At 71.1% G+C, this 25,329-nt stretch carries 24 protein-coding genes; 11 read left to right on the top strand and 13 right to left on the bottom strand.

Annotated features, from left to right (window positions below; genetic code table 11):
* Positions 1-76: 76 nt before the first annotated feature.
* The 3 genes from HW837_RS16315 to HW837_RS16305 form a co-directional block, all read right to left on the bottom strand.
* Positions 77-1,564 carry a glutamate synthase subunit beta gene (locus tag HW837_RS16315; RefSeq protein ID WP_045555196.1) on the bottom strand — a complete coding sequence of 496 codons (1,488 nt, stop codon included), beginning with the start codon at positions 1,562-1,564 and terminating at the stop codon, positions 77-79.
* Between the two features lie 64 nt (positions 1,565-1,628).
* The gene (locus HW837_RS16310) at positions 1,629-2,108 is read right to left on the bottom strand and encodes an anthrone oxygenase family protein (protein ID WP_045555780.1); all 480 of its coding nucleotides are present in this window, start codon (positions 2,106-2,108) and stop codon (positions 1,629-1,631) included.
* Between the two features lie 186 nt (positions 2,109-2,294).
* Positions 2,295-2,978 (bottom strand): DUF2293 domain-containing protein, encoded by a 684-nt coding sequence (locus HW837_RS16305; RefSeq protein ID WP_078853756.1) that lies wholly within the window; start codon positions 2,976-2,978, stop codon positions 2,295-2,297.
* Between the two features lie 193 nt (positions 2,979-3,171).
* On the opposite strand from HW837_RS16305, the gene HW837_RS16300 reads away from it, so the two are divergent.
* Both HW837_RS16300 and HW837_RS16295 read left to right on the top strand, forming a co-directional pair.
* Entirely contained in the window at positions 3,172-3,807 is a 636-nt protein-coding gene (locus HW837_RS16300; protein WP_193380817.1) for a nucleoside/nucleotide kinase family protein, read from the top strand.
* A 167-nt stretch (positions 3,808-3,974) separates the two neighbouring features.
* Positions 3,975-4,403 (top strand): CBS domain-containing protein, encoded by a 429-nt coding sequence (locus tag HW837_RS16295; protein WP_045560979.1) that lies wholly within the window; start codon positions 3,975-3,977, stop codon positions 4,401-4,403.
* Positions 4,404-4,407: 4 nt separating this feature from the next.
* Here HW837_RS16295 and corA read toward each other — a convergent pair whose 3' ends face one another.
* Positions 4,408-5,535, bottom strand: a complete 1,128-nt coding sequence (gene corA, locus HW837_RS16290; RefSeq protein WP_045560978.1) for a magnesium/cobalt transporter CorA — start codon at positions 5,533-5,535, stop codon at positions 4,408-4,410.
* A gap of 232 nt (positions 5,536-5,767) precedes the next feature.
* On the opposite strand from corA, the gene HW837_RS16285 reads away from it, so the two are divergent.
* On the top strand, positions 5,768-6,565 hold the full coding sequence (locus HW837_RS16285) for a methyltransferase domain-containing protein (protein ID WP_045560977.1): 798 nt from the start codon (positions 5,768-5,770) through the stop codon (positions 6,563-6,565).
* Between the two features lie 67 nt (positions 6,566-6,632).
* On the opposite strand, the gene HW837_RS16280 is transcribed toward HW837_RS16285, so the two are convergent.
* Both HW837_RS16280 and HW837_RS16275 read right to left on the bottom strand, forming a co-directional pair.
* Positions 6,633-7,532 carry a carbohydrate kinase family protein gene (locus HW837_RS16280; RefSeq protein ID WP_045561009.1) on the bottom strand — a complete coding sequence of 300 codons (900 nt, stop codon included), beginning with the start codon at positions 7,530-7,532 and terminating at the stop codon, positions 6,633-6,635.
* A 129-nt stretch (positions 7,533-7,661) separates the two neighbouring features.
* On the bottom strand, positions 7,662-8,558 hold the full coding sequence (locus HW837_RS16275) for a pseudouridine-5'-phosphate glycosidase (protein ID WP_234442713.1): 897 nt from the start codon (positions 8,556-8,558) through the stop codon (positions 7,662-7,664).
* Between the two features lie 108 nt (positions 8,559-8,666).
* Between HW837_RS16275 and HW837_RS16270 the strand changes: the two genes are divergently transcribed.
* The gene (locus HW837_RS16270; RefSeq protein ID WP_177261673.1) at positions 8,667-9,095 is read left to right on the top strand and encodes a VOC family protein; all 429 of its coding nucleotides are present in this window, start codon (positions 8,667-8,669) and stop codon (positions 9,093-9,095) included.
* Between the two features lie 131 nt (positions 9,096-9,226).
* On the opposite strand, the gene HW837_RS16265 is transcribed toward HW837_RS16270, so the two are convergent.
* Positions 9,227-9,781 carry a methylated-DNA--[protein]-cysteine S-methyltransferase gene (locus HW837_RS16265; RefSeq protein ID WP_045560974.1) on the bottom strand — a complete coding sequence of 185 codons (555 nt, stop codon included), beginning with the start codon at positions 9,779-9,781 and terminating at the stop codon, positions 9,227-9,229.
* Between the two features lie 84 nt (positions 9,782-9,865).
* Complete coding sequence (locus tag HW837_RS16260; RefSeq protein WP_045560973.1) at positions 9,866-10,735, bottom strand: glycerophosphodiester phosphodiesterase; 870 nt, start codon at positions 10,733-10,735, stop codon at positions 9,866-9,868.
* A 280-nt stretch (positions 10,736-11,015) separates the two neighbouring features.
* Here HW837_RS16260 and HW837_RS16255 point away from each other — a divergent pair, with 280 nt between their 5' ends.
* The 6 genes from HW837_RS16255 (at position 11,016) to HW837_RS16230 (ending at position 19,465) form a co-directional block, all read left to right on the top strand.
* Positions 11,016-11,885, top strand: coding sequence for an MHYT domain-containing protein (locus HW837_RS16255; RefSeq protein ID WP_045560972.1), 870 nt, complete (start codon positions 11,016-11,018; stop codon positions 11,883-11,885).
* Positions 11,886-11,925: 40 nt separating this feature from the next.
* The gene (uvrB, locus tag HW837_RS16250) at positions 11,926-14,061 is read left to right on the top strand and encodes an excinuclease ABC subunit UvrB (RefSeq protein ID WP_045560971.1); all 2,136 of its coding nucleotides are present in this window, start codon (positions 11,926-11,928) and stop codon (positions 14,059-14,061) included.
* Between the two features lie 170 nt (positions 14,062-14,231).
* Positions 14,232-14,810 carry a TerD family protein gene (locus HW837_RS16245; protein WP_045560970.1) on the top strand — a complete coding sequence of 193 codons (579 nt, stop codon included), beginning with the start codon at positions 14,232-14,234 and terminating at the stop codon, positions 14,808-14,810.
* A gap of 46 nt (positions 14,811-14,856) precedes the next feature.
* Complete coding sequence (locus HW837_RS16240) at positions 14,857-16,935, top strand: TerD family protein (RefSeq protein WP_045560969.1); 2,079 nt, start codon at positions 14,857-14,859, stop codon at positions 16,933-16,935.
* Between the two features lie 311 nt (positions 16,936-17,246).
* Positions 17,247-18,254, top strand: a complete 1,008-nt coding sequence (locus HW837_RS16235) for a TerC/Alx family metal homeostasis membrane protein (RefSeq protein WP_045560968.1) — start codon at positions 17,247-17,249, stop codon at positions 18,252-18,254.
* A 110-nt stretch (positions 18,255-18,364) separates the two neighbouring features.
* The gene (locus HW837_RS16230) at positions 18,365-19,465 is read left to right on the top strand and encodes a calcium:cation antiporter (protein ID WP_045560967.1); all 1,101 of its coding nucleotides are present in this window, start codon (positions 18,365-18,367) and stop codon (positions 19,463-19,465) included.
* A 10-nt stretch (positions 19,466-19,475) separates the two neighbouring features.
* Here the strand turns inward: HW837_RS16230 and HW837_RS16225 are convergent, their stop codons facing one another.
* Both HW837_RS16225 and HW837_RS16220 read right to left on the bottom strand, forming a co-directional pair.
* The gene (locus HW837_RS16225; RefSeq protein ID WP_193380843.1) at positions 19,476-20,753 is read right to left on the bottom strand and encodes an MFS transporter; all 1,278 of its coding nucleotides are present in this window, start codon (positions 20,751-20,753) and stop codon (positions 19,476-19,478) included.
* 124 nt (positions 20,754-20,877) lie between these two features.
* The gene (locus HW837_RS16220; RefSeq protein WP_193380818.1) at positions 20,878-21,924 is read right to left on the bottom strand and encodes a S66 family peptidase; all 1,047 of its coding nucleotides are present in this window, start codon (positions 21,922-21,924) and stop codon (positions 20,878-20,880) included.
* Positions 21,925-22,025: 101 nt separating this feature from the next.
* On the opposite strand from HW837_RS16220, the gene aroQ reads away from it, so the two are divergent.
* Positions 22,026-22,499 carry a type II 3-dehydroquinate dehydratase gene (aroQ, locus tag HW837_RS16215; protein WP_045560964.1) on the top strand — a complete coding sequence of 158 codons (474 nt, stop codon included), beginning with the start codon at positions 22,026-22,028 and terminating at the stop codon, positions 22,497-22,499.
* A 54-nt stretch (positions 22,500-22,553) separates the two neighbouring features.
* Here the strand turns inward: aroQ and HW837_RS16210 are convergent, their stop codons facing one another.
* The 3 genes from HW837_RS16210 to HW837_RS16200 are packed head-to-tail and all read right to left on the bottom strand — an operon-like array spanning position 22,554 to position 25,164.
* Positions 22,554-23,354: an amino acid ABC transporter ATP-binding protein gene (locus HW837_RS16210; protein ID WP_177261674.1), complete on the bottom strand. Its 801-nt coding sequence runs from the start codon at positions 23,352-23,354 to the stop codon at positions 22,554-22,556.
* Positions 23,351-24,268, bottom strand: a complete 918-nt coding sequence (locus HW837_RS16205; protein ID WP_193380819.1) for an amino acid ABC transporter permease — start codon at positions 24,266-24,268, stop codon at positions 23,351-23,353. Before HW837_RS16205 ends, HW837_RS16210 begins: the two co-directional genes overlap by 4 nt.
* Positions 24,265-25,164, bottom strand: a complete 900-nt coding sequence (locus HW837_RS16200) for an ABC transporter substrate-binding protein (protein ID WP_193380820.1) — start codon at positions 25,162-25,164, stop codon at positions 24,265-24,267. Before HW837_RS16200 ends, HW837_RS16205 begins: the two co-directional genes overlap by 4 nt.
* Between the last annotated feature and the right edge of the window lie 165 nt (positions 25,165-25,329).

Raw genomic sequence — 25,329 nt, 5'->3', positions numbered from 1 at the left:
GGTCCGTCGGACCGACGGACCGAACCGACCGACCGACCGCCGCCGCTCCCTCCCGCACCCGCCGCGTGGCCGGTGGCTACGCCGTCATCGGGCGGTCGTACGGTCCTATCGGTGACGGCAGGCTGTCCGCCCCGGTCAGCCCCCGGTCGACCGCGGCAGCCACGGCCCGCCCCTCGGCGATCGCCCACACGATCAGCGACTGGCCCCGGGCGGCGTCCCCCGCGGCGTACACACCGGGCACGTTCGTCGCGAAGTCCGGCCCCCGCGTGATCGTCCCGCGCGGATCGAGGGCCAGCCCGAGCTGGTCCACGAGCCCGTCGTGCCGGTCCGGACCGGAGAACCCGAGCGCGAGCAGGACCAGATCGACGGGCAGCGTCCGCTCGGTGCCCGGCCTGACCTGCCGCCGCTCGTCCACCTCGACCAGGTGCAACTCCCGCACCCGCCCCGACCCGTCCCCGGTGAAGCGGAGCGTGGACGCCGCGAAGAGCCGTGCGTCCGCGTGCGCCGCGGGCGCGGACCGAAGGTCCCGCGCCTCCTCGTGCGCCGCCGAGAGCCGGTACACCTTCGGATACGTCGGCCAGGGTTCGACGTCCTCGTCACGCTCCGCCTCCGGCAGCGGATAGATGTCCAGCTGGGTCACCGACGCGGCCCCCTCCCGCACCGCCGTCCCCAGACAGTCCGCCCCCGTGTCACCACCCCCGACGATCACGACATGCTTCCCGGCCGCCGACAACGGCGACACCTCCAGATCCCCCTCGCACACCCGGTCCGCCAACGGCAGATACTCCATCGCCTGATGAACGCCGGCCAACTCCCGCCCCGGCACGTCCAGTTCCCGCCACGCCGTGGCCCCCGTCGCGATCACCACCGCGTCGTACCGGGCCCGCAACTCGGCCGCCCCGACATCCACCCCCACCGCCGTCGACGTCCGGAACTTCGTGCCCTCCGCCCGCATCTGCTCCAACCGCCGGTCCAGATGACGCCGCTCCATCTTGAACGCCGGGATCCCGTACCGCAGCAACCCCCCGATCCGGTCGGCCCGTTCGTACACCGCGACCGTGTGTCCGGCCCGCGTCAGCTGCTGCGCCGCCGCCAGACCGGTGGGCCCGGAGCCGACGACGGCGACCGTCCTCCCGGACAGCCGGTCGGGCGGACGCGGCGGGGTGAAACCGTCCTCCCAGGCCCGGTCCGCGATGGCCACCTCCACGTTCTTGATGGTCACCGCGGGCTGGTTGATCGCCAGCACACACCCCGCCTCACAGGGTGCGGGACACAACCGCCCCGTGAACTCGGGGAAGTTGTTCGTGGCGTGCAGCCGGTCGCTCGCCGCCCGCCAGTCCTCCCGCGACACGAGGTCGTTCCACTCGGGGATCAGATTCCCCAGCGGACAGGCGTCGTGACAGAACGGGATCCCGCAGTCCATACAGCGGTCGGCCTGCTTGCTGATGATCGGCAGCAGGGCCCCGGGAACATACACCTCGTCCCAGTCCCGGACCCGCTCCTCCACGGGGCGACGGGGCCAGTCCTCGCGTGGTGTGGTCAGAAAACCCTTGGGATCGGCCATGGCCGTCTCCCTCACGGAGAGGTACGCGTACGGGCCACGATACGACGGGCCCGCCGCCCCCGCCTCAGGCGAGCGCCAGCAGGTACGACAGGGCCGCGGCGGCCGCGGCGACCGCCCGCACGTGGTTCCACGTCGTCCACCGGCTCACATAGTCGCGCCAGTACGTCGCCGCCTCCCGCGTGCCCGCGTCCAGCTTGGCGAGCGTCTCGTTGCGCGGCACGTTCGCCACCATCGTCACCCCGAAGCAGCCGAACAGATACAGCGCGCTGCCCAGCAGCAGTTCGACCCTGCCGTCGTCCGGCCACAGCACAAACGTCACGACGGCCAGCACGGCACACAGCACCGCCGTCCCCACGAACAGGAGCATGAACGCCGGCGTCAGCGCGCTCACATTGATCGCCTGCATCGCCGCCACGCCCTGCGCGGGCGGCAACGACGCCAGCCCCTTCATCACGAACGTCGAGAACCCGAAGAACACGCCCGCCACGACCGCCGTCCCGAGCAGGCCCAGCACCGTCAGCACGAAGTACGGCCCATCGATCATGTCCGCTCCCACCTCGATTCCCCGAAAACCCTTCCCACCCCTCGCCCTCCCCACAAGTGAACCTCCGCACAACCCCCATCCCCCAGCCACTCACTCACCTACGCACAGGCCCGGCCCCGCCCCGCTGCTCCGGGGGGCCTCCCCCCCCGGCCCCCTCCCCCCGGCCCCCTCCCCCCTCCCCCTCCCTCACCCAGCTCCCCGCCACCCCCGCAGCGTCGCGTCCACGGTGGGTGTGATCCGGCGGCGTGCCTCGTGCCGGGGCACGCCGGTCATCAGCAGGTGGTCGTACGGCGTGTCCACGTGGCGTACGGACGCGATGACCGCCGAGGTCACCGCGACCTCCGTCAGTGCGCGGCCCGCCGCGCTGCGGCCGACGCGGCCGCTGCCGCGCACCGACGCGTGGGCGGCGATCTCCCGGGCCCGCTCGGGCGGACAGCCGGGGAACAGCCGTCGTACCTCCGTGGCGAACGCGTCCGTGAAGCGCACGTCCTCCGCCGCCCGCCGCCTCGCGTCCCGTACCCGACGGCGGCGCCGCACCTCCGCGTCCGCCAGGCACCGCTCCTCGGCCCGGCCGAGCGCGGCCTCCTCGACCAGGACCCCCTGCCGTTCGTACCGGCCGCGGCGCCGGTTGAACCGTACGACCACGGCCGACAGCGAACTCTCCTCCCGCGCCCTGCGGGTGAGCGCGGTGTCGCCCCGAGGCAGGAACACCAGGTGCCCGAGGTCCGCGCAGTCCAGGCAGCGCGGTGCCCCCTCCTCCAGCACCAGCAGCGCCACCGGCCCGCTCCGGCACTCGGCGCAGTGCTTCCTCCGGAGCGCCTGCACGACGACGAGTCCGGTACGGGGCGGGGGAGTAGCGAGCGCTGCCATACGCGGTTCATTCCCCCTGGTGACCGCACGGTCACGCCCTCCTCGGACCGGACGGCCCACCGGTCCGCGGACCGGTGGACAGACCGGACAGTCGGCCGGGCCGCCGGGTGGACCGCATCGCCGAGTCGTCGGATGTGCCCTCGGGCGGGCGGGCCGGCGGCCGGGTCGGGCGCCGTGTGCGGCGCGCGGCATCATGGGCCGTGTGCGATTCGAAGCGATCACCTGGGAACGGCTCGGCGACCTTCTCGCCGACCGCCTCCTCGACCTGAAGCCGGACGACGGCTCGCCCTGGCCGCGGGTCGCCTTCGACGGCGCCCCAGCGGCTCGCCCCGGCGACCTCGCCGCCCTGGTCTCCGAGGCGCTGCGCATACGCGGTCGCTCCTCCCTCGTCGTGGGAACCGAGGGCTTCCTGCGGCCGGCGTCGCTGCGGTTCGAGTACGGCCACGAGGACGTGGAGGCGTACTACGACGGCTGGTTCGACACCGCCGCCCTGTGGCGCGAGGTCTTCGGCCCGCTCGACCCCGGCGGCACGGGGCGGATCCTTCCCGACCTCTGGGACCCCACCACCGACCGCGCGACGCGCAGCCCCTACGTCGCACTCCCGCCCGGCGCGATCCTGCTGACGCACGGCCCCCTCCTCCTGAAGCACTGGTTTCCCTTCGACCTGACCGTCCATGTCCTCCTCTCCCCGGGCGCCCTGCGCCGCCGCACACCGGAACACGAGCACTGGACCCTCCCCGCCTTCGAGCGCTACGAGACCGACCCGGCCGCCACGGCCGATGTCCTGGTCCGCGCCGACGACCCACGACACCCCGCCTGGAACGGCTGACCGGCGACGAGTCCGTCCGCCGCGTCGAGCGAACTCCGACCTACGGCCGGTGGCGAACCGCACGACGCTCCACGTGCGCCCCGGCCCGGACGCGGCAAGAATGTAGGGCGCCGGGACCAGCGGTGCGTCCTGCACCGCGCCGGCCGTCCGGCAACGGGAGGTACTACATGACCACCGCCGGAGACATCATGCACCGCGGCGCCCAGTGGATCCCCGCCCACGAGACCCTCGACCGAGCCGCCCAGCTGATGCGCCAGCTGAACGTCGGGGCACTGCCCATCAGCGACCAGAACGAACGGCTCTGCGGCATCCTCACCGACCGCGACATCGTCGTCGGCTGTGTCGCCCTGGGCCACGACCCTTCGACGATCACGGCCGGCGAAATGGCCAAGGGCACACCGCGCTGGATCGACGCGGACGCCGACGTCAGCGAGGTGCTCCAGGAGATGAAGGGGCACCAGATCCGTCGGCTCCCGGTGATCGAGAACAAGCGTCTCGTCGGCATGATCAGCGAGGCCGACCTGGCCCATCATCTGTCGGACGACCAGATCGCCTCCTGGGTCGAGAGCGTCTACGCGAAGAGCGCGACGCACTGACCCGTCACAGCCAGCCGTTGCGCTTGAAGCCCCGGTAGAGGGTGACGCAGGCGACGGCTATGACTCCCAGGACCAGCGGATAGCCGAACTTCCAGTGCAGCTCCGGCATGTACTGGAAGTTCATTCCGTAGACCCCGCACACCATGGTCGGCACGGCGATCAGCGCGGCCCACGCAGTGATTCTCCGCATGTCCTCGTTCTGCGCGACGCTGACCTGTGCGAGATGCGCCTGCAGAATCGAGTTGAGCAGTTCGTCGAACGCGGCGATCTGTTCCGTCGCCCGCAGCAGGTGGTCGGAGACGTCGCGGAAGTAGGCCTGTATCTCCGGGTCGACCACCCGGATCGGTCGTGAGGTCAGCTCCAGGAGCGGGCGGGCGAGCGGGGCCACCGCCCGCTTCAGTTCGAGCAGTTCGCGCTTGAGCTGGTAGATGCGGCCCGGGTCGACCCGCGCGCCGTTCGCGGCGAACACGTCGCTCTCGACCTGGTCGATGTCGGTCTGGACCGAGTCCGTGACGCTCAGATAGTCGTCGACGACATGGTCCGCGATCGCGTGCAGCACCGCGGCCGGACCCTTGGCCAACTGCTCGGGATTCGCCTCCAGTTCCTCCCGCAGCGGACCGAGCGATCCGTGCCGTCCGTGGCGGACGGTGATCACGAAGTCGGGCCCGACGAAGACCATGATCTCGCCGGTGTGCACCACCTCGCTGGTCGCGGTCAGTTCGGTGTGCTCGACGTAGCAGACGGTCTTGAACACCGCGAACAGCGTGTCGTCGTAGCGCTCCAGCTTCGGGCGCTGATGGGCCTCGATCGCGTCCTCCACCGCCAGCGGGTGCAGGTCGAAGAGTTCGGCGATGCCGGCGAACTCCCGCTGTGTCGGCTCGTGCAGCCCCAGCCAGACGAAGCCGTGGTCGTGCCTGCGGACCTGTTTGACGGCCTCGACGACATCACGCACCGCGGGGGATCGGACGCCCTTGTGGTAGGTCACGCAGTTCACCACCGAGGTGCCCAGCGGGGAGCGGGCCGGATGGCTGAGGTCGACGCGGGGACGCCGTCGGGCCAGCCGTGCCATCGTGCGCAGGCCGACGACCCTGTCGAGGCCGGTGACCTTCCGCAGATTCCCTGCCATGGACATCTGGTCTCTCCTTGCGTGGATCTCCTCGCACCGCACTCCGTGCCTTGTGGCGCCAGTTTGCCAGGGCCGAACGAGAGCCGGGTAAGGCTGTGGGAACGGAACGTTCCGCTTCACTTGTAGACGTCCGAGCCGGTGGGGCCGTTCCGGATTTCCGGCTTGTCCTGCGGGACGGGACGGCGACTGCGGGAGAGTCGCCGTCAAGGGCAAGTCAGTCAAATGGGATGATCTGGGCATGATGCGAACCGACGGGTATCTCCTCGACCACCGGCGGGCCGAGACGGGGCAGGGCCCCGACGCCTTCGCCACGCTCTTCGACCCCACGACGTTCCGGCACATGGAGGCCTTCGGTGTGGGGTCCGGCTGGCGCTGCTGGGAGGTCGGCGCGGGGGGCGCCTCGGTGGTCTCCTGGCTGGCGAAGAAGGTCGGGCCGACGGGCAAGGTCATCGCGACGGACACCGACATCTCCTGGGCCGTGCCCTCGGTCACCCGCCCGCCGGTCGAGGCTCTCGTCCACCACGTGGGCGTCGACCAGCCCCCGGGCGACGGCTTCGACCTCGTGCACGCCCGGCTCGCCCTGGCGCACGCACCGGACCACGAGCAAGCGTTGGCGTCGATGATCAAGGCCTTGCGTCCCGGTGGCCGACTCCTGGTCGAGGACCTCGACACCGCCCTCCAGCCTCTGGCCTGCCTGGAGGAGTCCGGCCCCGAGCACCAGTCGGCCAACCGGCTTCGCCGGGCCGTGGGCGAGCTGCTCGCCGAACGCGGGACCGCACCGGCGCACGGCCGCCGACTCCCGCGCCTGCTGCGGGCCGCCGGCCTGCGCCGGGTGGAGGCCGACGCGTACTTCCCCGTCGCCTCACCGGACTGCGCCGCCCTGGAGGCGACGACCGTCGACCGGCTCCGCGAAGCGCTCGTCACGGCGAACCTCGCCACGGCGGAGGAGATCGACCGGCACCTGTCGGCCGTGGCCTCCGGCGCGCTGGACATCGCCGCCCCACCCCTGATCTCGGCCTGGGGCCGAAAGGCGTAGGGGCGGGCCGGTCCGGCGGCGGGCACGGGAGAACCGGCGGCGGGAGGGATGCGGCCCAGCCGCCCGGTCACGGCGCCTGTTCGGCCCCCGGCGGTCTCCCGCCCACCTTCTCCACCGCTCGCGCTCCCGCCCCGCACCCCTCGGCCGCAGCGTCCTCGGCATTCGCGCCCGCGAGCAGCGCCGCCAGGAACGCCCCCGTGAAGGCGTCGCCCGCGCCGGTGGTGTCGCGGGGGGTGGCGGGTGCCGCCGGGATCCGGGCCACGACACCGCCCCCACGTGCCACGAGCGCGCCGTCCGCCCCCTGCTTGGCCACCACCAGGGGCACGAGCCGGCTCAACTTGGCCGCCGCGTCGGCCGGATCGGGCAGCCCCGTCAGCAGGTGGGCCTCGTCGCGGCTGGGCAGCAGCACATCGACCCCCTCGACGAGGGCGAGGAAACGGTCCACGCCGAACCGCGTGAGGAAACCCGCCGACGCGGGATCCACACTCACCGGCACGCCACGCGCGCGTGCCGACTCCAGGGCCACGGCGACCAGCGCACGACTCGATTCGGCGAAGAACAGATAGCCCGAGAGATGGAGCCGCGCGACCCCGTCGAGCAACGACGGCGACCAGTCGTCCGGATCGAGGCGCAGCGCGGCACCGCTGTCCGTGAGGAACGTGCGCTCGGCCGCCGCGCCCATGTCCACCAGGCAGATCACCGTCCCCGTGGCCGCCTCCGGGTCGACCACCAGACGGGGGCGCACGCCCGAGGCCCGCAGCTCCCGCTCGTGCCACGCGGCGCTGTCCGTGCCCACACGCCCGAGCAGCCGCACGTCCGCGCAGCCGTGATGGGCCGCCCAGCAGGCCACGTTGGCGCCCGCCCCGCCCGGCAGCGTCCGGATCGCGGAGGCCGTGTCGGTGCCCGCCGCGAGCGGCCCGCGGTGCCGGGCGACGACATCCGTGACGACGTCCCCGACGACGAGCAGTGCCCCGCCCCCACCACCGGACTCGCCCCCAGCACCGAACCCGCCATCAGCACCACCGGACCCGCCCCCAGCACCCCCGAACCCGCTCACCGCACACCACCGGGTTCGCTCACGCCGCGCCGGGTCACCTCACGCCCCGGCCCAGGCCGCCGCGATCCGTGACGCGAGCCGTACGTTGCCGCGTACGGCCGCCAGGTTGGCGCTCAGGGAGGCGCCGTCGGTGTGCCGTACGAGATAGCTCAGCAGGAACGGTGTGACCGCCTGGCCCGTGACGCCCTCCTCCTCGCACGCCGCCAGCGCCTCCGCGAGCACGCGCGCGTGCAGCTCGGGATCGAGCTGCTCCTCCTCCGGCACGGGGTTGGCGACGATCAGCGCCGACTCGGAGCCGCCGAGCGCGTCCTGAGCCCGCATGACGTCCGCGACCTCGTCCGGAGACCCGAGTGTCCACTCCACCGGATGGCCCGAGTCGGACAGATAGAAGCCGGGGAAGCGGTCCGTGCCGTACCCGGCGACCGCGACACCCAGCGTCTCCAGCCGCTGCAGGGTCGCCGGCACATCGAGGATCGACTTCACGCCCGCGCACACCACCGTGATCCGGGTACGCGCGAGGAGCCCCAGGTCGGCGGACTCGTCCTGGGTCACCGTCCATTCCCGGTGCACGCCCCCGAGTCCACCCGTCGCGAACACCCGTACGCCCGCGAGTGCCGCCAGCTGGGCGGTCGCCGACACGGTGGTCGCCCCGCTCACGCCCGCGGCCACCGCCGGCGGCAGATCGCGATGCCCGAGCTTGCGGATGCCGTCCTCGTTCGCGACGCGCTCCAACTGCTGCTTGTCGAGGCCGATGTGGGGCCGCCCGTCCAGCACGGCGATCGTCGCCGGTACGGCGCCCTCACTCCGTACGACCTCTTCCAGCTCCAGGGCCACCCGCAGATTGCGGGGGCGGGGCAGCCCGTGCGCGATGATCGTCGACTCCAGCGCCACCACGGGTCGACGCGCGTCAACCGCTTCCCGCACCTCTTCGGACATCACCAGCACGCGCTTGCCTCCTGTCTGACGTTCTTCCCTCATCCCTGGCGGACGGCGCGCCCGGCCAAACCCTTGCGCGCTGTGGTGCAGGACACCAGCCTGAGGTGCATGAAGGAGAACACGACACGACTCGACCATGTCGTCCTATGGGTGCGGGAGCCGATCGCCGCGGCCGGCTTCTACGAGAAGGCCGTGGGCCTGGAACCCGTGAGGGTCACGGAGTACACGGCGGGACAGGCGCCCTTCCCCTCCGTCCGTGTCAACGAGGAGACAATCCTCGACCTCATGCCGCTGGCCATGGCCCCGAAGATGCGGATGGTGCCGGGTGCCGCCGCCGGTGCCGGGCACCCCGTCAACCACGTCTGCCTCGCCATGCCCGGCCCCGCCTTCGACGAACTGCGCGGCCGGCTGGAGGAACAGGAGGTCCCTGTCTCCGAGGTCTCCCACGACTCCTTCGGCGCCCGCGGACCGGCCCGGCGAAGCTTCTACTTCCGGGACCCGGACGGCAACATCTTCGAGGCGCGGCACTACGAGTAGCGCCGCCCAGGCCGCCGTCGCGAGCGGTTTCCGGCCGGCCTCCGCGCACCGACGCGCACAGACCACTCGCCGACCAGACCGACGCCCACAGGCCCCACCCGGAGACGCGCACAGGCCGGTCCACCGCCTCCTCAGAACAACGGCTCCGGCAGCACCCCTTCCAGCGCCAGCAGTTTCCGCTTGGTCTCCAGGCCGCCGCCGAACCCGCCGATGCCCCCGTCGCTCTCCACCACCCGGTGGCACGGCACCACCACGGGCAGCGGGTTCGACCCCATCGCGACACCGACGGCCTGGGCCGCGCCGGGCTGTCCCACGCGCCGCGCGAGATCGCCGTAGCCCACGACCGAGCCGTAGGGGACGCCCGACGCCAGCTCGCGCAGCACCTGACGGTTGAACCCCGAGATCAGCGACCAGTCGAGCGGCAGCGCGAAGTCGTGCCGCTCGCCCGCGAAGTAGGCCTCGAACTGACGTATGGCCTCGGCCAGCGCAGGCGCGCCGGGAGCCTCCACCGGAGTGGTGCCGAGGCGGGAGGCGAGCCGGTCGAGAGCCCGGTCGCGCACCGGGTCCGTGGCGTGGAACACGACGTTGACCAGGCCCTCGTCCGTCGCGGCCAGCAGCAGCGGGCCGATGTCCGAGCCGACGACGGCCCACACCACCTGCTGCTCGTCCTGCGCATGGCTGTTCATGGGACCACCGTAGGGGCCGCCACTGACAACGACCGCGGTGTGCGTTCCGCCCGGAACGCACACCACCGGCCGCGGACGGCCGGGTCAGCCCTGCGTGGCGTCCCTGACCACGTCCGGTTTGTTGGTGATGATGCCGTCCACGCCGTAGTCGGCCACCCGGCGGGCGTTGGCGGCGTCGTTCACGGTCCAGGTGAGGATCTCCAGTGGTTTGCCGTGCGGACCTCCGAGGGCGTGGATCGTGGCGACATAGGACTCGGAGATGGTCGTGTACGAGGAGTTGATCTGGTCGCTGAACGTCGCGTACTCGGGCAGGTCGGCGATGTCGGGTGTGCCGAGCAGAGCGGTCTTCACCGCCGGGCTCAGTTCGTGGACCCGGCGGACGGTGTCGGCGCTGAAGCTCTGGATCACCAGCTCCTCCAGGTGAGCCGGGCCGAGCCAGCCCTCGTTGCCGAGGACCTTCAGGGTCTGTTGCTCGATCCCCGGATAGAGCTGTGGGTTCTTGATCTCCAGGACGAGTTTCTGGTGGTTGCGTGAGACCCGCCGCATGTACTGCTCCAGTGTGGGCACACGCGCGCCCGCGTACGCGTCGCCGAACCAGCTGCCCGCGTCCAGGCGCCCGATCTCCGCGGCGGTGAAGTCCGCCACGTTCCAGGGTGCGCGCTCGGGATAGAGGTCCTCGACGTTGGTCGTCCGCGCCAGCGTCGCGTCGTGGAGGACGACGAGCCTGCCGTCACTGGTGCGCTGGACGTCGTTCTCGACCCAGTCGAAGCCCATCTCGTAGGCCTTGTCGACAGCGGCCAGGGTGTTCTCGGGCGCGTAGGCGGAAGCTCCGCGATGCGCGACCACCAGTGGATTGCCGGCGTCGGCGGCCGCGTGAGCGGCGGAAGTGGGGAGCAGGAGGACGGTGGCCCCCAAGAACGCTGTGGTCGCGGCGGCAACTGCGCGCACGTGCATGCGTACTCCTCTCGTCGATCGATCACGGTCAGCTCAAGAGTGACAGCAGAGGGTCAACGGCAGAGGGGCGCAGGATGGCCACGAATTGAATGGAGTTGCCCAAGTCCGCTCACGGGCACCGCACAAGTGGGGCAAGGCCGTGTTTCTTTGCCGGAAAATCGTTCGACCATTCCGGTGGGGGTCATACTCTCTGCGACAACCCTGACCGTCGTGGCGGTGCCGGGGCTGGGGGCATTGCACGAAATCCAGGGACGCGACAGGGCGGGAAAGGCAGCCGCGAATGCAGGGCACGGTCGACGGCTTCAGCTACGGACTCGTCACACCGGTGGTGGCCTATCTCATGGCCTGCCTCGGAGGCGCGCTCGGCCTGCGCTGCACCACCAGATCGATGCTCGTGGACGGCCGCTGGCGGGTCGGCTGGCTCGCGCTGGGCTCGGCGGCCATCGGCTCCGGCATCTGGACCATGCACTTCGTCGCGATGATGGGGTTCAAGGTCCTGCAGACCCCGATCCAGTACGACCCGCTGACCACGTTCGCGAGCCTGGCCGTCGCGATCGTGATGGTCGGCATCGGGATCTTCATGGTCGCCTCCAAGGGGGCCACCGGCGCCGCGCTGTTCACCGGCGGCACCATCACCGGCCTCGGCATCGCCTCCATGCACTACCTGGGCATGGCCGGCATGCGGCTCAACGGCACGTTCGAGTACAACACCGTCACCGTGGCCGCTTCGGTCGTCATCGCCGTGGTCGCCGCGATCGCCGCCCTGTGGGCCGCCGGACAGGTCCGCGGCTTCCTGTGGACCGTGGGCGCGAGCCTCGTCATGGGGATCGCCGTCAGCGGCATGCACTACACCGGCATGGCCGCCCTCAGCGTCCACCTCCACAGCGCCACGGGCTCGGCCCCGGCCGACGGCTCCTCGTCCGCCGCCCTGCTCGCCCCGCTGATGATCGGCCCCCTGGTGTTCCTGCTCCTCGCAGGCGTCGTCGTGATGTTCGACCCGTTCATGATCATGGGCAGGTTCCACGCGGCGCCGGCCGAGCGCCGGCCCGGGATCCCGGCCCAGACGACCGCCCACACCTGCCGGCACCCGGACTCCCGCGCCGATCAGGAGCACCGCGAGCGGCGTTCCCGCACACCGCAGAATCGCTGATCGGAGCCCGTTGTCAGTGCGGGGTCGTACGGTGGATTGCATGCGGCCCGTTTCCAAGATCGAACGCACGGTGGCGCCCTTCGAGGTCGTCAGCCCCTACCAGCCGAGCGGCGACCAGCCCACGGCCATCGCCGACCTCGCCCGGCGCATCGGATCAGGTGAGAAGGACGTCGTGCTGCTCGGCGCGACCGGCACCGGCAAGTCCGCCACCACCGCGTGGATGATCGAGAAGCTCCAGCGCCCGACCCTGGTGATGGCGCCGAACAAGACACTGGCCGCCCAGCTGGCCAACGAGTTCCGCGAGCTGCTGCCGAACAACGCGGTCGAGTACTTCGTCTCGTACTACGACTACTACCAGCCCGAGGCGTACGTCCCGCAGTCGGACACCTACATCGAGAAGGACTCCTCGATCAACGAGGAGGTGGAACGCCTGCGGCACTCCGCGACCAACTCGCTGCTCACCCGCCGCGACGTCGTCGTGGTCGCCTCCGTCTCCTGCATCTACGGCCTCGGCACCCCACAGGAGTACGTGGACCGCATGGTCCCCCTCAAGGTCGGCGAGGAGTTCGACCGGGACGCGCTGCTGCGCCGCTTCGTGGACATCCAGTACACCCGCAACGACCTGGCGTTCAGCCGCGGCACCTTCCGCGTCCGCGGCGACACCATCGAGATCTTCCCGGTCTACGAGGAGCTGGCCGTCCGCATCGAGATGTTCGGCGACGAGATCGAGGCCCTCTCCACCCTCCACCCGCTCACCGGCGAGATCATCAGCGACGACCAGCAGCTGTACGTCTTCCCGGCCTCCCACTACGTCGCCGGCCCCGAGCGCCTGGAGCGCGCCGCCAACGACATCGAGAAGGAGCTGGGGGAGCGTCTCGCCGAGCTGGAGAAGCAGGGCAAGCTCCTGGAGGCCCAGCGGCTGCGCATGCGGACGACCTACGACCTGGAGATGCTCCGCCAGATCGGCTCCTGCTCCGGCGTGGAGAACTACTCGATGCACTTCGACGGCCGCGAGCCGGGCTCCCCGCCGAACACCCTGCTGGACTACTTCCCGGACGACTTCCTCCTCGTCATCGACGAGTCCCATGTGACCGTGCCCCAGATCGGCGCGATGTACGAGGGCGACGCCTCCCGCAAGCGCACCCTCGTCGACCACGGCTTCCGGCTTCCGTCCGCCCTGGACAACCGCCCCCTGAAATGGGAGGAGTTCCAGGAACGCGTCGGCCAGACGGTGTACCTCTCGGCCACCCCCGGCCAGTACGAGCTGTCCCGCTCCGACGGCCATGTCGAGCAGATCATCCGCCCCACCGGCCTGGTCGACCCCGAGGTCGTCGTCAAGCCCACCGAGGGCCAGATCGACGACCTGGTGCACGAGATCCGCAAACGCACCGAGAAGGACGAGCGGGTCCTCGTCACCACTCTCACCAAGAAGATGGCCGAGGACCTCACCGACTACTTCCTGGAACTCGGTATCCAGGTCCGCTACCTCCACAGCGACGTCGACACCCTGCGCCGCGTCGAACTGCTGCGCGAGCTGCGCGCCGGTGAGTACGACGTCCTCGTCGGCATCAACCTCCTCCGGGAGGGCCTCGACCTCCCCGAGGTCTCCCTGGTGGCGATCCTCGACGCGGACAAGGAGGGCTTCCTGCGCTCCGGGACCTCACTGATCCAGACCATCGGCCGCGCGGCGCGCAATGTGTCGGGTCAGGTCCATATGTACGCCGACAAGATCACCCCGGCGATGGAGAAGGCCATCGACGAGACCAACCGGCGCCGGGAGAAGCAGGTCGCGTACAACACGGCCCGCGGCATCGACCCCCAGCCGCTCCGCAAGAAGATCAACGACATCGTCGCGCAGATCGCCCGCGAGGACGTCGACACCGAGCAGCTGCTCGGCTCGGGCTATCGCCAGGGCAAGGACGGCAAGGGTGCCAAGGCCCCCGTGCCCTCCCTCGGCGGCAGGTCGGCCAAGTCCGCCAAGGGCAGGGCCAAGGCCGGCGAGACCGTCCCGACCGACCGCCCCGCGGCCGATCTCGCCCAGCAGATCGAGGACATGACCGAGCGCATGCGCGCGGCCGCAGCGGAGCTGCAGTTCGAGATCGCCGCCCGGCTGCGTGACGAGGTGTCCGAGATGAAGAAGGAACTGCGGCAGATGAAGGAGGCGGGCCTGGCCTGACCTCCCCCACGGACGCTGGGGGAGGGGCCCTCCTCCGGCGTCGGCGCGCTGTGTTGCAAGACCGACACAAAGTGCGACACAGGCTGCGGCAATGTCAGTGCCGCTGCGTAAGGTGCTGCACATCCGCGGACTCCGCGGGAACAGGGGACAGTCGAGAGGGGAATCAGCGCGTGACCGTCAACATGACCAAGGGTCAGGCCATCAGTCTGCAGAAGAACGACGGAGGCAGCCTGACCGCGGTGCGCATGGGTCTCGGCTGGCAGGCTGCCCCCAGGCGCGGCCTGTTCGGATCCCGCACCCGTGAGATCGACCTCGACGCCTCCGCCGTGCTGTTCGCGGACAAGCAGCCCGTCGACGTCGTCTTCTTCCGCCACCTGGTGAGCGACGACGGCTCCGTCCGCCACACCGGCGACAACCTGGTCGGCGGCGTCGGCCAGGGCGGCGACGACGAGGCGATCCTCGTCGACCTGGCCCGGGTTCCGGTCCACATCGACCAGATCGTCTTCACGGTGAACTCCTTCACGGGCCAGACCTTCCAGGAAGTGCAGAACGCGTTCTGCCGCCTGGTCGACGAGACCAACGGCCAGGAGCTGGCGCGCTACACCCTCGCGGGCGGCGGCCAGTACACCGCCCAGATCATGGCCAAGGTGCACCGCGCGGGCACGGGCTGGCAGATGACCGCCATCGGCACGCCCGCCAACGGCCGCACCTTCCAGGACCTGATGCCGGCGATCCTGCCGGTCCTGTAGGCACGCACCGAGTACACAGAGCACGCGACACAGGGGGACGAAGTCGATGACGGCCGAGCTGGTCCGGGGGCAGAACCATCCGCTGCCCGAGGTCCGACTGGAGATCCGCGTCTCGGCCGGCACGCCGATCGTGGCCGGGGCCACCCTCGGCGACGAGCAGGGCCGCGTGCACGGTGTCGAGTGGGTCGCCCACCCGGGCGCGCCCACCCTCCCGGGCATCGAGGTGCCCAGGCAGGCGGCGGCCGACCACCGCCTCGCCGTGGACCTCGACGCCCTGGCACCGTCCGTGCACCGGGTGACCGTGCTGCTCGCCCTCCCGACGGGAACCGGCGGCCCGGCGCGCTTCGGCGCCGTGGCCGCCCCCTTCGTCGCGGTCACCGGACTCGACGGCACCGAGGTCGCCAGCTACACCATCACCGACCTCGAACCGGAGTCGGCCGTCGTCGCCCTGGAGCTGTACCGCAGGCAGGGCGCCTGGAAGGTCCGCGCCGTCGGCCAGGGGTACGCGGGCGGCCTCGCGGCGTTGCTCGCCGACCAGGGACTGCCGCAGGCCCAGCAGTTGGCCGGCAGTATCAACGAGGCGGTGGCCCAGGGCCTCGCCCGCTCGGTGGCCGCCCCTCCGCCCCGGCTGCCGGACGCGGACCGCCCCCACCGGACGACCGCACCCGCACAGGGCCCGGACGAGACCCACGGCGGCGCGACACCCCAAGGCGCGACCCCCCAGGGCATGACGGGCAACCCCGCGCCGTCCCAGGGGCACCAGCCCACCTCGCCGTACGGCACGACACCCCCGTACGGCTCCCCGCACGACGGCACGCTGCCCGATCACACCGCGGCCGCGCAGCACGGCGGCTCCACCCCGGCCGACCCGGCCACCGGCCAGCCCGGCCCGGCCACCGCGGGCGGCCCGGTCAACTACGCCCACCCCGGCCGCCAGACCACCGCGCCGCCACCGCCCGCGCCGACCGCGCCCCCGGCCGAGCCGGGACAGCCCGCGCGGCCCGTCGCCGGGGACGCGACCGGCTGGTCCATGGAGGAGCGGCTCTACAACCAGGTGTGGGGCATGTTCGAGGACCTCGCCCGCACCACGGCCGCCTACCGCAGCGCCGTCGACTTCGCCGAGTCGCGGATGGAACAGGAGCTGGACAAGGTCCTGTCCGACCCGCGCAGCCGCATCAGCGGCCAGGGCGACGCCGCGCGCGAGGCGGCCCGCGCCAAGCACGCCGAGCTCGTCGACCAGGCCAGGGCCGCTCTCGACCGGGACCTGGCGCAGCTCGGGGCCGAGGCGGACGTCGTCGAGCCCGCACTGCCCCCGGCGTACGCGAGCTGGGACAACCCGGTCTGGCACGGCTACCGGGTGCCGATGGAGATCCCGATGGCCCTGCGTCTGGGCGATCTCCATCTGCCGGAGAGCGAGGACGTGCGCATCCCGATGCTGGTCCGGCTGCCGCTGGAGCGCGGCCTGTGGATCGACAGCGGCCGCTCAGGCTCCCGCGACTCGCTCGCCGACTCCGACGAGCTCCGCCGCCTGGCGCTGGACACGGCGGTGGCTCTGGCCGCCCGACTGCTCGCGGTCTACCCGCCGGGCGAGTTCGCCGTGCACGTCGTCGACGCGGCCGGAGCGGGCTCGTCCGCGCTGGCGCCCCTGACGCAGGCCGGTGTGCTCGCCGGGCCGCCCGCCGCCGGAGCGGCGGGTGTCTCGGAGGTGCTGGGGCGGCTCACCCAGCGCGTGGACCTCGTGCAGATGGCCGTGCGCGGTGGCGCGCCCGACGCGCTGCCCCCCGGCTTCGACACCGCCGAACAACTGCTGATCGTCAACGACTTCCCACACGGCTTCGACGACCGCGCCGTCACCCAGCTCCGCTATCTCGCGGACGAGGGCCCCGCGGTCGGGGTCCATCTGATGATGGTCGCCGACCGGCAGGAAGCCGCCGCCTACGGGCCGTTGCTCGACCCGCTGTGGCGTTCGCTGATGCGACTCACCCCCACCCCCGACGACCACCTCGCCGACCCTTGGGTCGGGCACGCGTGGACGTACGAGCCGTCGAGCATCCCGCCGGGCAGCACGGTCATGCACGACGTGCTCGCCCGGGTCGCGGAGGCCCGCCGCTCCTGGAACCGCTGAGCACTGCTGCCGAACCTCCGGGAACGACCTCGCTCCGAGCCCGTGCCAAGCACTCGTAAAGCTATTTGACCTGCGGTTTTGATACTTTCTTTGCCTCGCCCTTTACCTATTCTTGGTGATTGGGTACTCTTTTCGTGCGGAGGGGAGTACTCCCTACTTGCTGCGGCGTACCCGTCAATACGGATCGATCCAGATCCCGGGGCGTCGGCCCGGCGGCACCAGGCGTTGTGGAACGCCCTGGAGGACCGGGTGGAAGAGACCTCCGGTAGCGACGACGCTGAAATTTGCCGTTACGTACTGCCGGAGGCGCAGTGGATGTTTCCGTGACCCTTTGGGTCCTCACAGTGGTGGGCCTTGCCGCCCTCATCGCGGTCGACTTCTTCATCGGCCGCAAGCCCCATGACGTGTCCATCAAGGAAGCCGGGATCTGGACGGTCGTCTGGATCGTCCTGGCCGCCCTGTTCGGACTCGGGCTGCTCGTCTTCGGCGGCGGTCAGCCGGCCGGAGAGTTCTTCGCGGGCTTCATCACCGAGAAGTCGCTGAGCGTCGACAACCTCTTCGTCTTCGTCCTGATCATGGCGAAGTTCTCGGTGCCGTCGCAGTACCAGCAGCGGGTGCTGCTGATCGGCGTGCTGATAGCCCTGGTGCTCCGCGCGATCTTCATCGCCGCGGGCGCGGCGATCCTCGCCAGCTTCGCCTGGGTCTTCTACATCTTCGGCGCCTTCCTGATCTACACCGCCTGGAAGCTGATCCAGGAGGCCAGGGCCGACGAGGCGGAGGAGGAGTACGAGGAGAACAAGCTCCTCAAGGCCGTCGAGAAGCGCTTCGGCGTCGCCGACCGGTACCACGGCACCAAGCTGTGGATCGAGGAGAACGGCAAGCGCGTCATGACGCCGATGCTCGTCGTGATGCTCGCCATCGGCACCACCGACGTCCTCTTCGCACTGGACTCCATTCCCGCGATCTTCGGCCTGACGCAGGACCCGTACATCGTCTTCACGGCCAACGCGTTCGCGCTCATGGGCCTGCGACAGCTGTACTTCCTCATCGGCGGCCTGCTGAAGAAGCTGGTCCACCTGTCCTACGGTCTGTCGGTCATCCTCGGCTTCATCGGTGTGAAGCTGGTGCTGCACGCATTGCACGAGTCCGGGGTACACGTTCCTGAGATCTCCATCCCGGTGTCTCTCGGCGTGATCTGCGCGGTGCTGATCGTCACCACGATCACCAGCCTGATCGCGTCCAAGAAGCAGGCGCAGGCCGAGGCCCAGGCCGATCAGGACAAGGTCGAAGGCGCGGACAAGGACAGCGTCGAGGCCTGACGGAGGCCGACACCGCACACTGATACACGGATGGGGCCCCGCACGACGGAGACGCAGTTCCACGCGTCGACCGGAGTGCGGGGCCCCTTCACGTCTGAAAGGATCACCGTATGCTCGCTCGGCTCCGGTCGCTCACGACGCGATGGACTGCTGTCGTCCCGGTGGCCGCGGTCGTCCTGCTCGCTTTCACCTGGGGACGTGATCTGCCCCCTGGAGCCGTCGCCCTGGTGACCCTGGTGCTCGCGGGAGCCGTCCTCGCCGCGGTGCACCACGCCGAGGTCGTCGCGCACCGGGTCGGTGAACCCTTCGGCTCCCTCGTCCTCGCGGTCGCCGTCACGATCATCGAGGTCGCCCTGATCGTGACGCTGATGGCCGACGGCGGGGACAAGGGCGCGACCCTCGCCCGGGACACCGTCTTCGCGGCCGTGATGATCACCTGCAACGGCATCGTCGGCATCTGCCTGCTCGTCGCCTCACTGCGCCACGGACTCGCGGTCTTCAACCCGGAAGGCACCGGCGCCGCCCTCGCCACGGTCGCCACGCTGGCCACGCTCAGCCTGGTGCTCCCCACCTTCACCACCAGCAAGCCGGGCCCCGAGTTCTCCACGGCCCAGCTCACCTTCGCGGCCCTGTCCTCACTGGCTCTGTACGGGCTGTTCGTCGCCACGCAGACCGTGCGCCACCGGGACTACTTCCTGCCGATCACCAGGATGGGCGAGGTGATCACGCAGGACGACCACGCCGAGGCGCCGTCGGCCCGCACCGCCGGCATCAGCCTCGGACTGCTCGGCCTGGCGCTCATCGGCGTGGTAGGCCTCGCCAAGGGCGTCTCGCCGACCATCGAGTCCGGAGTCGAAGGGGCGGGGCTGCCGCACGCGGTGGTCGGTGTGATCATCGCGCTGCTGGTGCTGCTGCCCGAGACGATCGCCGCGCTGCGCGCCGCCCGCCGAGACCGCGTCCAGACCAGCCTCAACCTGGCCCTCGGCTCCGCCATGGCCAGCATCGGCCTCACCATCCCTGCCGTCGCCCTCGCCTCGATCTGGCTCTCCGGCCCCCTCGTCCTCGGCCTCGGCGCCACCCATATGGTGCTGCTCGCCCTGACCGTCGTGGTGGCCTCGCTGACCGTGGTGCCGGGACGCGCGACACCGCTGCAGGGCGGAGTGCACCTGGTGCTGTTCGCGGCGTATCTGGAGCTGGCGGTGAACCCGTAGGACCCGGGGCTCATCCCGTCACGGGCTCCGCCTCCGCCGGCGTCGTCAGGGGCACGGGCCGGGTCTCCGGCAGCAGGGCGAAACAGCCGAGGCTCAGCAGGGCGATCCCGGTGAGATAGGCGCCCACACCCCACGGCACCCGCCCGCCCTGCGCCACGGCGGTGGCCACGATCGGGGTGAGGGCGCCGCCGAGCACCCCGCCGAGGTTGTAGCCGACGGCGGCCCCCGTGCAGCGCACCCGGGGCTCGTACAGCTCGGGCAGGTACGCGGCGATGACGGCGAACATGGAGACGAAACCGAGCATCGCCACGAGGAACCCGAAGAAGATCAGCAGGGGTTCGCCGGTCGCCAGGAGCGCGACCATGGGGAACATCCACAGCACGGTCACGCCGCAGCCGATCAGGCACATCGGGCGCCGTCCGTAGCGGTCGCCGAGCACCGCCGCCACGGGTGTCAGGGCACCCTTCACCACCACGGCGCCCATGACGCAGGTCAGCATGACCGTGCGGCTCACCCCGAGCCGCTCCGTGCCGTAGGCGAGGGACCAGGTCGTCACCGAGTAGAACACCGCGTACCCGACGGCGAGCGCGCCCGCCGTCAGCAGGACCAGGCGCCAGTGGTCGCGCACCACCTCGGCGAGCGGCACCCGCGCGGGCTCGGTGATCTCCAGGAACCGTGGGCTCTCCGTGAGCGACGACCGCAGCCACAGCCCCGCGAGGGCGAGCACGCCCGCCGCCCAGAACGGCACCCGCCACCCCCAGGCGGCGAACTGGGCCTCCGTCAGAGTGGCCGACAGCGCCAGCATCACCCCGTTGGCCAGCAGGAAGCCCACCGCCGGCCCGACCTGGGGGAAGCTCGACCACAGTCCGCGCCGGTCGGCCGGCGCGTGCTCCGCCGTCAGCAGCACCGCGCCGCCCCACTCCCCGCCGAGCCCGAGCCCTTGCAGGAAACGCAGCACGAGCAGGAGGAAGGGGGCGGTGACACCGATCGAGTCGAAGGTGGGGACACAGCCGACGGCCACGGTCGCGCCCCCGGTCAGCAGCAGCGAGGCGACGAGGACCGGCCGGCGCCCGTGCCGGTCCCCGATGTGCCCGAACAGCACCGAGCCGAGCGGACGCGCCACGAACCCGACCCCGAACGTCGCGAAGGCCGCGAGGGTCCCCGCCAGGGGCGAGAACGTCGGGAAGAACAGCGGCCCCAGGACGAGGGCCGCCGCCGTCCCGTAGACGAAGAAGTCGTAGAACTCGATGGCCGTCCCGGCGAGCGAGGCGGACGCCAGCCGCAGCATGGAGGGCGGTTTCACGGTGCGTGCAGGTTGCATGCCGCCTCAACTACCCACGGTGACGGGCGGTTACGGGGGGCGTGCGGAGGCCCGTGCGAGGCCAAGGTGGTCCAGGAGGCGTCAACGGCTCTCAGTACGTCACCGTGATGCGCCGGGCGGGCCCGTCCACCCGAATCACGCCCCCGTAGGGGACGACGAACTGCGGATCGGTGTGCCCGAGGTCCACGTCGAAGACGATCGTGGCGTCGGGGGCGTACGTCCGCATGGCGCGCAGGACGGCCTCCCGCTGCCCGGCCGCGTAACCGGCCGCCTCCTCCGGGGTGTTGGGGTGCTCGAAGGACCAGGTCTTGGGACGGCCCATCAGCAGCGCGGAGAAACGGCGGAGCAGACCCCGCTCGCCCATGTTGCGCAGGGTGCGGAAGACCTCCTCGCCGCCGGGCAGTTCCTCCGAGGTCTCCAGGAAGAGCACCCCGCCGTCGAACACGGACAGATCGCGCGGCACCTCGCGGTCGGCCATCAGCAGCCAGCCGACGATCTCCAGACAGCCGCCCCAACTGCGGCCCTCCACCACGCGATCGGCGTTCACCCAGGTCCAGCCGGCGCCCGGCACCGTCGCCGGCTCCGCGTCGAAGGTCGCCGGGTCGGCCCAGTCGCGGTCGACGTCGTTGAAGCGCTCGGCGGGCCGCAGTTCGTAGGGACCCGAGGTGAACAGGGCCGCGCGCAGGGAGTCGGCCGTCAGCGGCGCCATGGCGCCGGACCTGCCGAGCGCGGTCATCACGGTGCCGCCGTGATAGCCGACGATCCCGGTGTTGTACAGATACGCCAGCAGGTTGGTGTTGTCGCTCAGTCCGAAGAACGGCTTGGGGTTGGCCCGCAGCAACTCCCGGTCCAGGAAGGGCAGCACGGTGATCTGGTCGTCGCCGCCGATCGACGTCAGCACCGCCTTGACGTCCGGGTCGGCGAAGGCCGCGTGCAGATCGTCCGCCCGCTCCCTCGGCGTCGTTCCCATCTTCCGTGTCGTCGGATACTCGACCGGCACGAGACCGTACTCCTCGCGCAGCCGCTCCAGGCCCAGTTCGAAGGGGCGCGGGAAGAGCTCGGGCAGACCGGCACCGGGCGAGACGACGGCCACCCGGTCACCGGGGGAGGGCTTGGGAGGGTACGAAGGCGTGGTCATGCGGGGAGGGTACGGCCTCCTGCCCGGCGGTTTCACCGTGATAAACCGGGGGCGAGCGGCGGTCCCGACGGGCCGTCCACCCCGAACGGACCGGAGGAACCGTGCCCCGCAGCCTGGCCCACGCCCCGATCATGATTCTCAACGGCCCCAACCTGAACCTCCTGGGGCAGCGGCAGCCCGAGATCTACGGCTCGGACACCCTCGCCGACGTCGAGGCGATGTGCGCCAAGGCGGCGGCCGCGCACGGCGGCACGGTGGACTTCCGGCAGTCCAACCACGAGGGCGAACTGGTCGACTGGATCCACGAGGCCCGGCTCCACCACAGCGGGATCGTCATCAACCCGGGCGCCTACTCGCACACCTCCGTGGCGATCCTGGACGCCCTCAACACCTGTGACGGGCTGCCGGTGCTGGAGGTGCACATCTCCAACATCCACCAGCGCGAGACGTTCCGGCACCACTCGTACGTCTCCCTGCGCGCCGACGGGGTGATCGCCGGGTGCGGGGTGCAGGGCTACGTCTTCGGCGTGGAGCGGGTCGCCGCGCTCGCCGGGGCGGGCCGGGCGGACGCCTGAGTCCCACAGTGCCCGAGGTCGGCGGGTAAGGCCCGATCTCCAGGCAGGCGCCCCTTACAGGCGGCCCGCGTCGACGATCCGGCGCAGGAACTGACGCGTACGTTCCCGCCGCGGGTCGCCGAAGACCTGGTCCGCGGTGCCGCGTTCGAGCACGACACCTCCGTCCAGGAAGCAGACCTGGTCGGCGACGTCGCGGGCGAAGCCCATCTCGTGCGTGGCCAGGACCATGGTCATGCCGTCGGCCTTCAGATCACGGACGACGTTCAGGACCTCGCCGACCAGCTCCGGGTCGAGGGCCGCGGTGATCTCGTCGAGGAGCAGCAGCCGGGGGCGTACGGCCAGGGCGCGCACGATCGCCACTCGCTGCTGCTGACCGCCGCTGAGCCGGTCGGGATAGGCGCCCGCCTTCCCGCTCAGCCCCAGCCGGTCCAGCAGCTCCCGCGCCCGCTCCTCGGCCTCCGCGCGGGGAACGCCGTGCACCCGGCGCGGGGCGAGGGTGATGTTGTCCAGCACCGTCATGTGCGGGAACAGGTTGTACGACTGAAAGACCACGCCGATGCGCCGCCGGACCGCGTCCTGGTCGACGCGCGGGTCGGTGATCTCCTCGCCGTCCAGCCAGATCGCCCCGTCGTCGATGTCCTCCAGGAGGTTGGCGCAGCGCAGCAGCGTCGACTTGCCGGATCCGGAGGCGCCGATCAGCGCGGTCACGGTGTGCGGTGCGACCTCCAGATCGACGTCCCGCAGCACGACGGAGCCACCGAAGGTCTTGCGCACGGACTCCATCCGCAGCACGGGGCCACCCTCGGAGGCGTGCCCGGCCTGCCCGGTCTCCACCGTGTCTCGGCTGTCGCTCATGTCGTCCCTCCCTGCGCCCGCTGCCGGTCCATGCGGGCCGTGACCCAGTCGGTGAAGCGGGTCATCGGGATGGTCAGGGCGACGAAGACCAGTCCCGCGACGATGTAGGGCGTGTAGTTGAGGCTGCGGCCCACGATGATGTCGGCGGCGCGCACCGCGTCGATCGCACCGCCGATCGAGACCAGGCCGGTGTCCTTCTGCAACGACACGAGGTCGTTGAGCAGGGGCGGCACCTGACGGCGTACCGCCTGGGGGAGTACGACGTGCCGCAGGGCCTGCCGGTTGCTCAGGCCCAGCGAGCGGGCCGCCGCGCGCTGCGAGGGGTGCACGGACTCGATGCCGGCGCGGAACACCTCGGCCACGTACGCCGAGTACGTGAGCGTCAGCGCGGTGCCGCCGAGGAGGACCGGGTCGACGGTCACCCCCTGGAGCCGGAGCGCGGGCACGCCCAGGACCACGATCATCAGGTTGATGATCAGCGGCAGTCCGCGGAAGAAGTCGGTGTACGCGGCCGCCAGCGCCCGCAGCGGGAAGAACACCGGGCCGCGCAGGGTCCGCGCGACGGCGATGAGCATGCCGAGGACGAGCACGGCGACTCCGCAGACCAGCAGCAGCCGTACGTTGAGCCAGAGCCCTTCGAGGACCTTGGGGAGCGCCTCGTGCGCGTACTCCGCGCTGAAGAACGTCTCCTTGGTGCGCGGCCAGCCGGGGGCGTTGACGACGACCAGGTAGAGGACGACGGCCGTGGCCAGGGTCGACAGGGCGGCGACGGCGGTGGCGCGGCGGGCCCGGTCGCGCCTGTAGCGCTCCCGGTCCAGCCGCCGGCGCGAGGGGACGTAGCCCTCGTCCGCGCCGGGCGGGTCACCGTGGTCGTCCGACTCCTCCGGGCCGGGCTCCTGCTTCACGACCGTCACTTGAGGACCGGGGCGTCGACGGCGTCGGAGAGCCACTCCTGCTCGATCTTCGCCAGGGTGCCGTCCTCGCGCAGGGCGTCCACGGCGGTCGTCACGCAGGACGTGAGGGCACTGCCCTTGTCGAGGACGAGCCCGAACTGCTCGGGCGTGCCGCCCTGGTTCTCGAACTGACCGACGATCCTCGCGTCCGTCACCTCGGCCGAGGTGATGTAGAACGCGGTCGGCAGATCGACCACGATCGCGTCGACCTGGCCGTTCTTCAGCGCGGACTTGGCCTGGTCGTTCTTGGCGTACGCGGCGGCCTCCCGGGTCGGCTTCACCACGTCCTGGATGTAGTTCAGGCTGGTGGTGCCGACCTGGGCGCCCAGATGCAGCTTCCTCAGGGCCGCGATGCTCGTCGCCTTCGCGGCGGCGGAGCCCTTGAGGGCGACGACGGCCTGGCGCACGTCGTAGTAGCCCGACGAGAAGTCGACGGCCTTCTTGCGCTCGTTGCTGATCGAGACCTGGTTGATGTCGAAGTCGAAGGTCTTCGCCCCCGGCGCGAAGGCCTTGTTGAAGGGCACGCTCTGCCAGACGACGTCCGCCTCGCCGTAGCCGAGCTGCTTCGCCACGGCGTACGCGACCGCCGACTCGAAGCCCTCGCCGTTCTTCGGGTCGTCGTCCTTGAACCAGGGTTCGTACGCCGGTTCGTCGGTGGCGACGGTCAGCTTGCCGGACGTCTTCGTGCTCAAGTCGCCCTTGGCGCAGGAGGATCCGGACGCCGAGGAGGAGGCCGAGCCGGAGGCGTCCTCCTCCGGCTGCGGGGCGCAGCCCACCGCGACGACGGCGAGCAGGGCGGCTATGGCGGTGGAGGCGGCACGGCGCGGGGAGCGCGCGGTTCGCGGGACAGGACGCATGGCGTGAGATTGACAGCGCGACATGCCGTCTGTCGAGGTCACACGGGTGTTTGTCCGCATTCTGGGAACGGGTGTTGCGGCTGCGTGAACGCGTCCGACCGAGAGGGCGGGGCCGCCGGCCGAGGGCGGGGTTGGTGAGGCCGGCGGCCCATCCGCGCGGGAGCC

The organism is Streptomyces caniscabiei (assembly GCF_014930365.1).
GTDB lineage: Bacteria > Actinomycetota > Actinomycetes > Streptomycetales > Streptomycetaceae > Streptomyces > Streptomyces caniscabiei.
The sequence above is the reverse complement of the archived record's forward strand: the minus strand, read 5'-3'. Positions and strand labels throughout refer to the sequence as shown.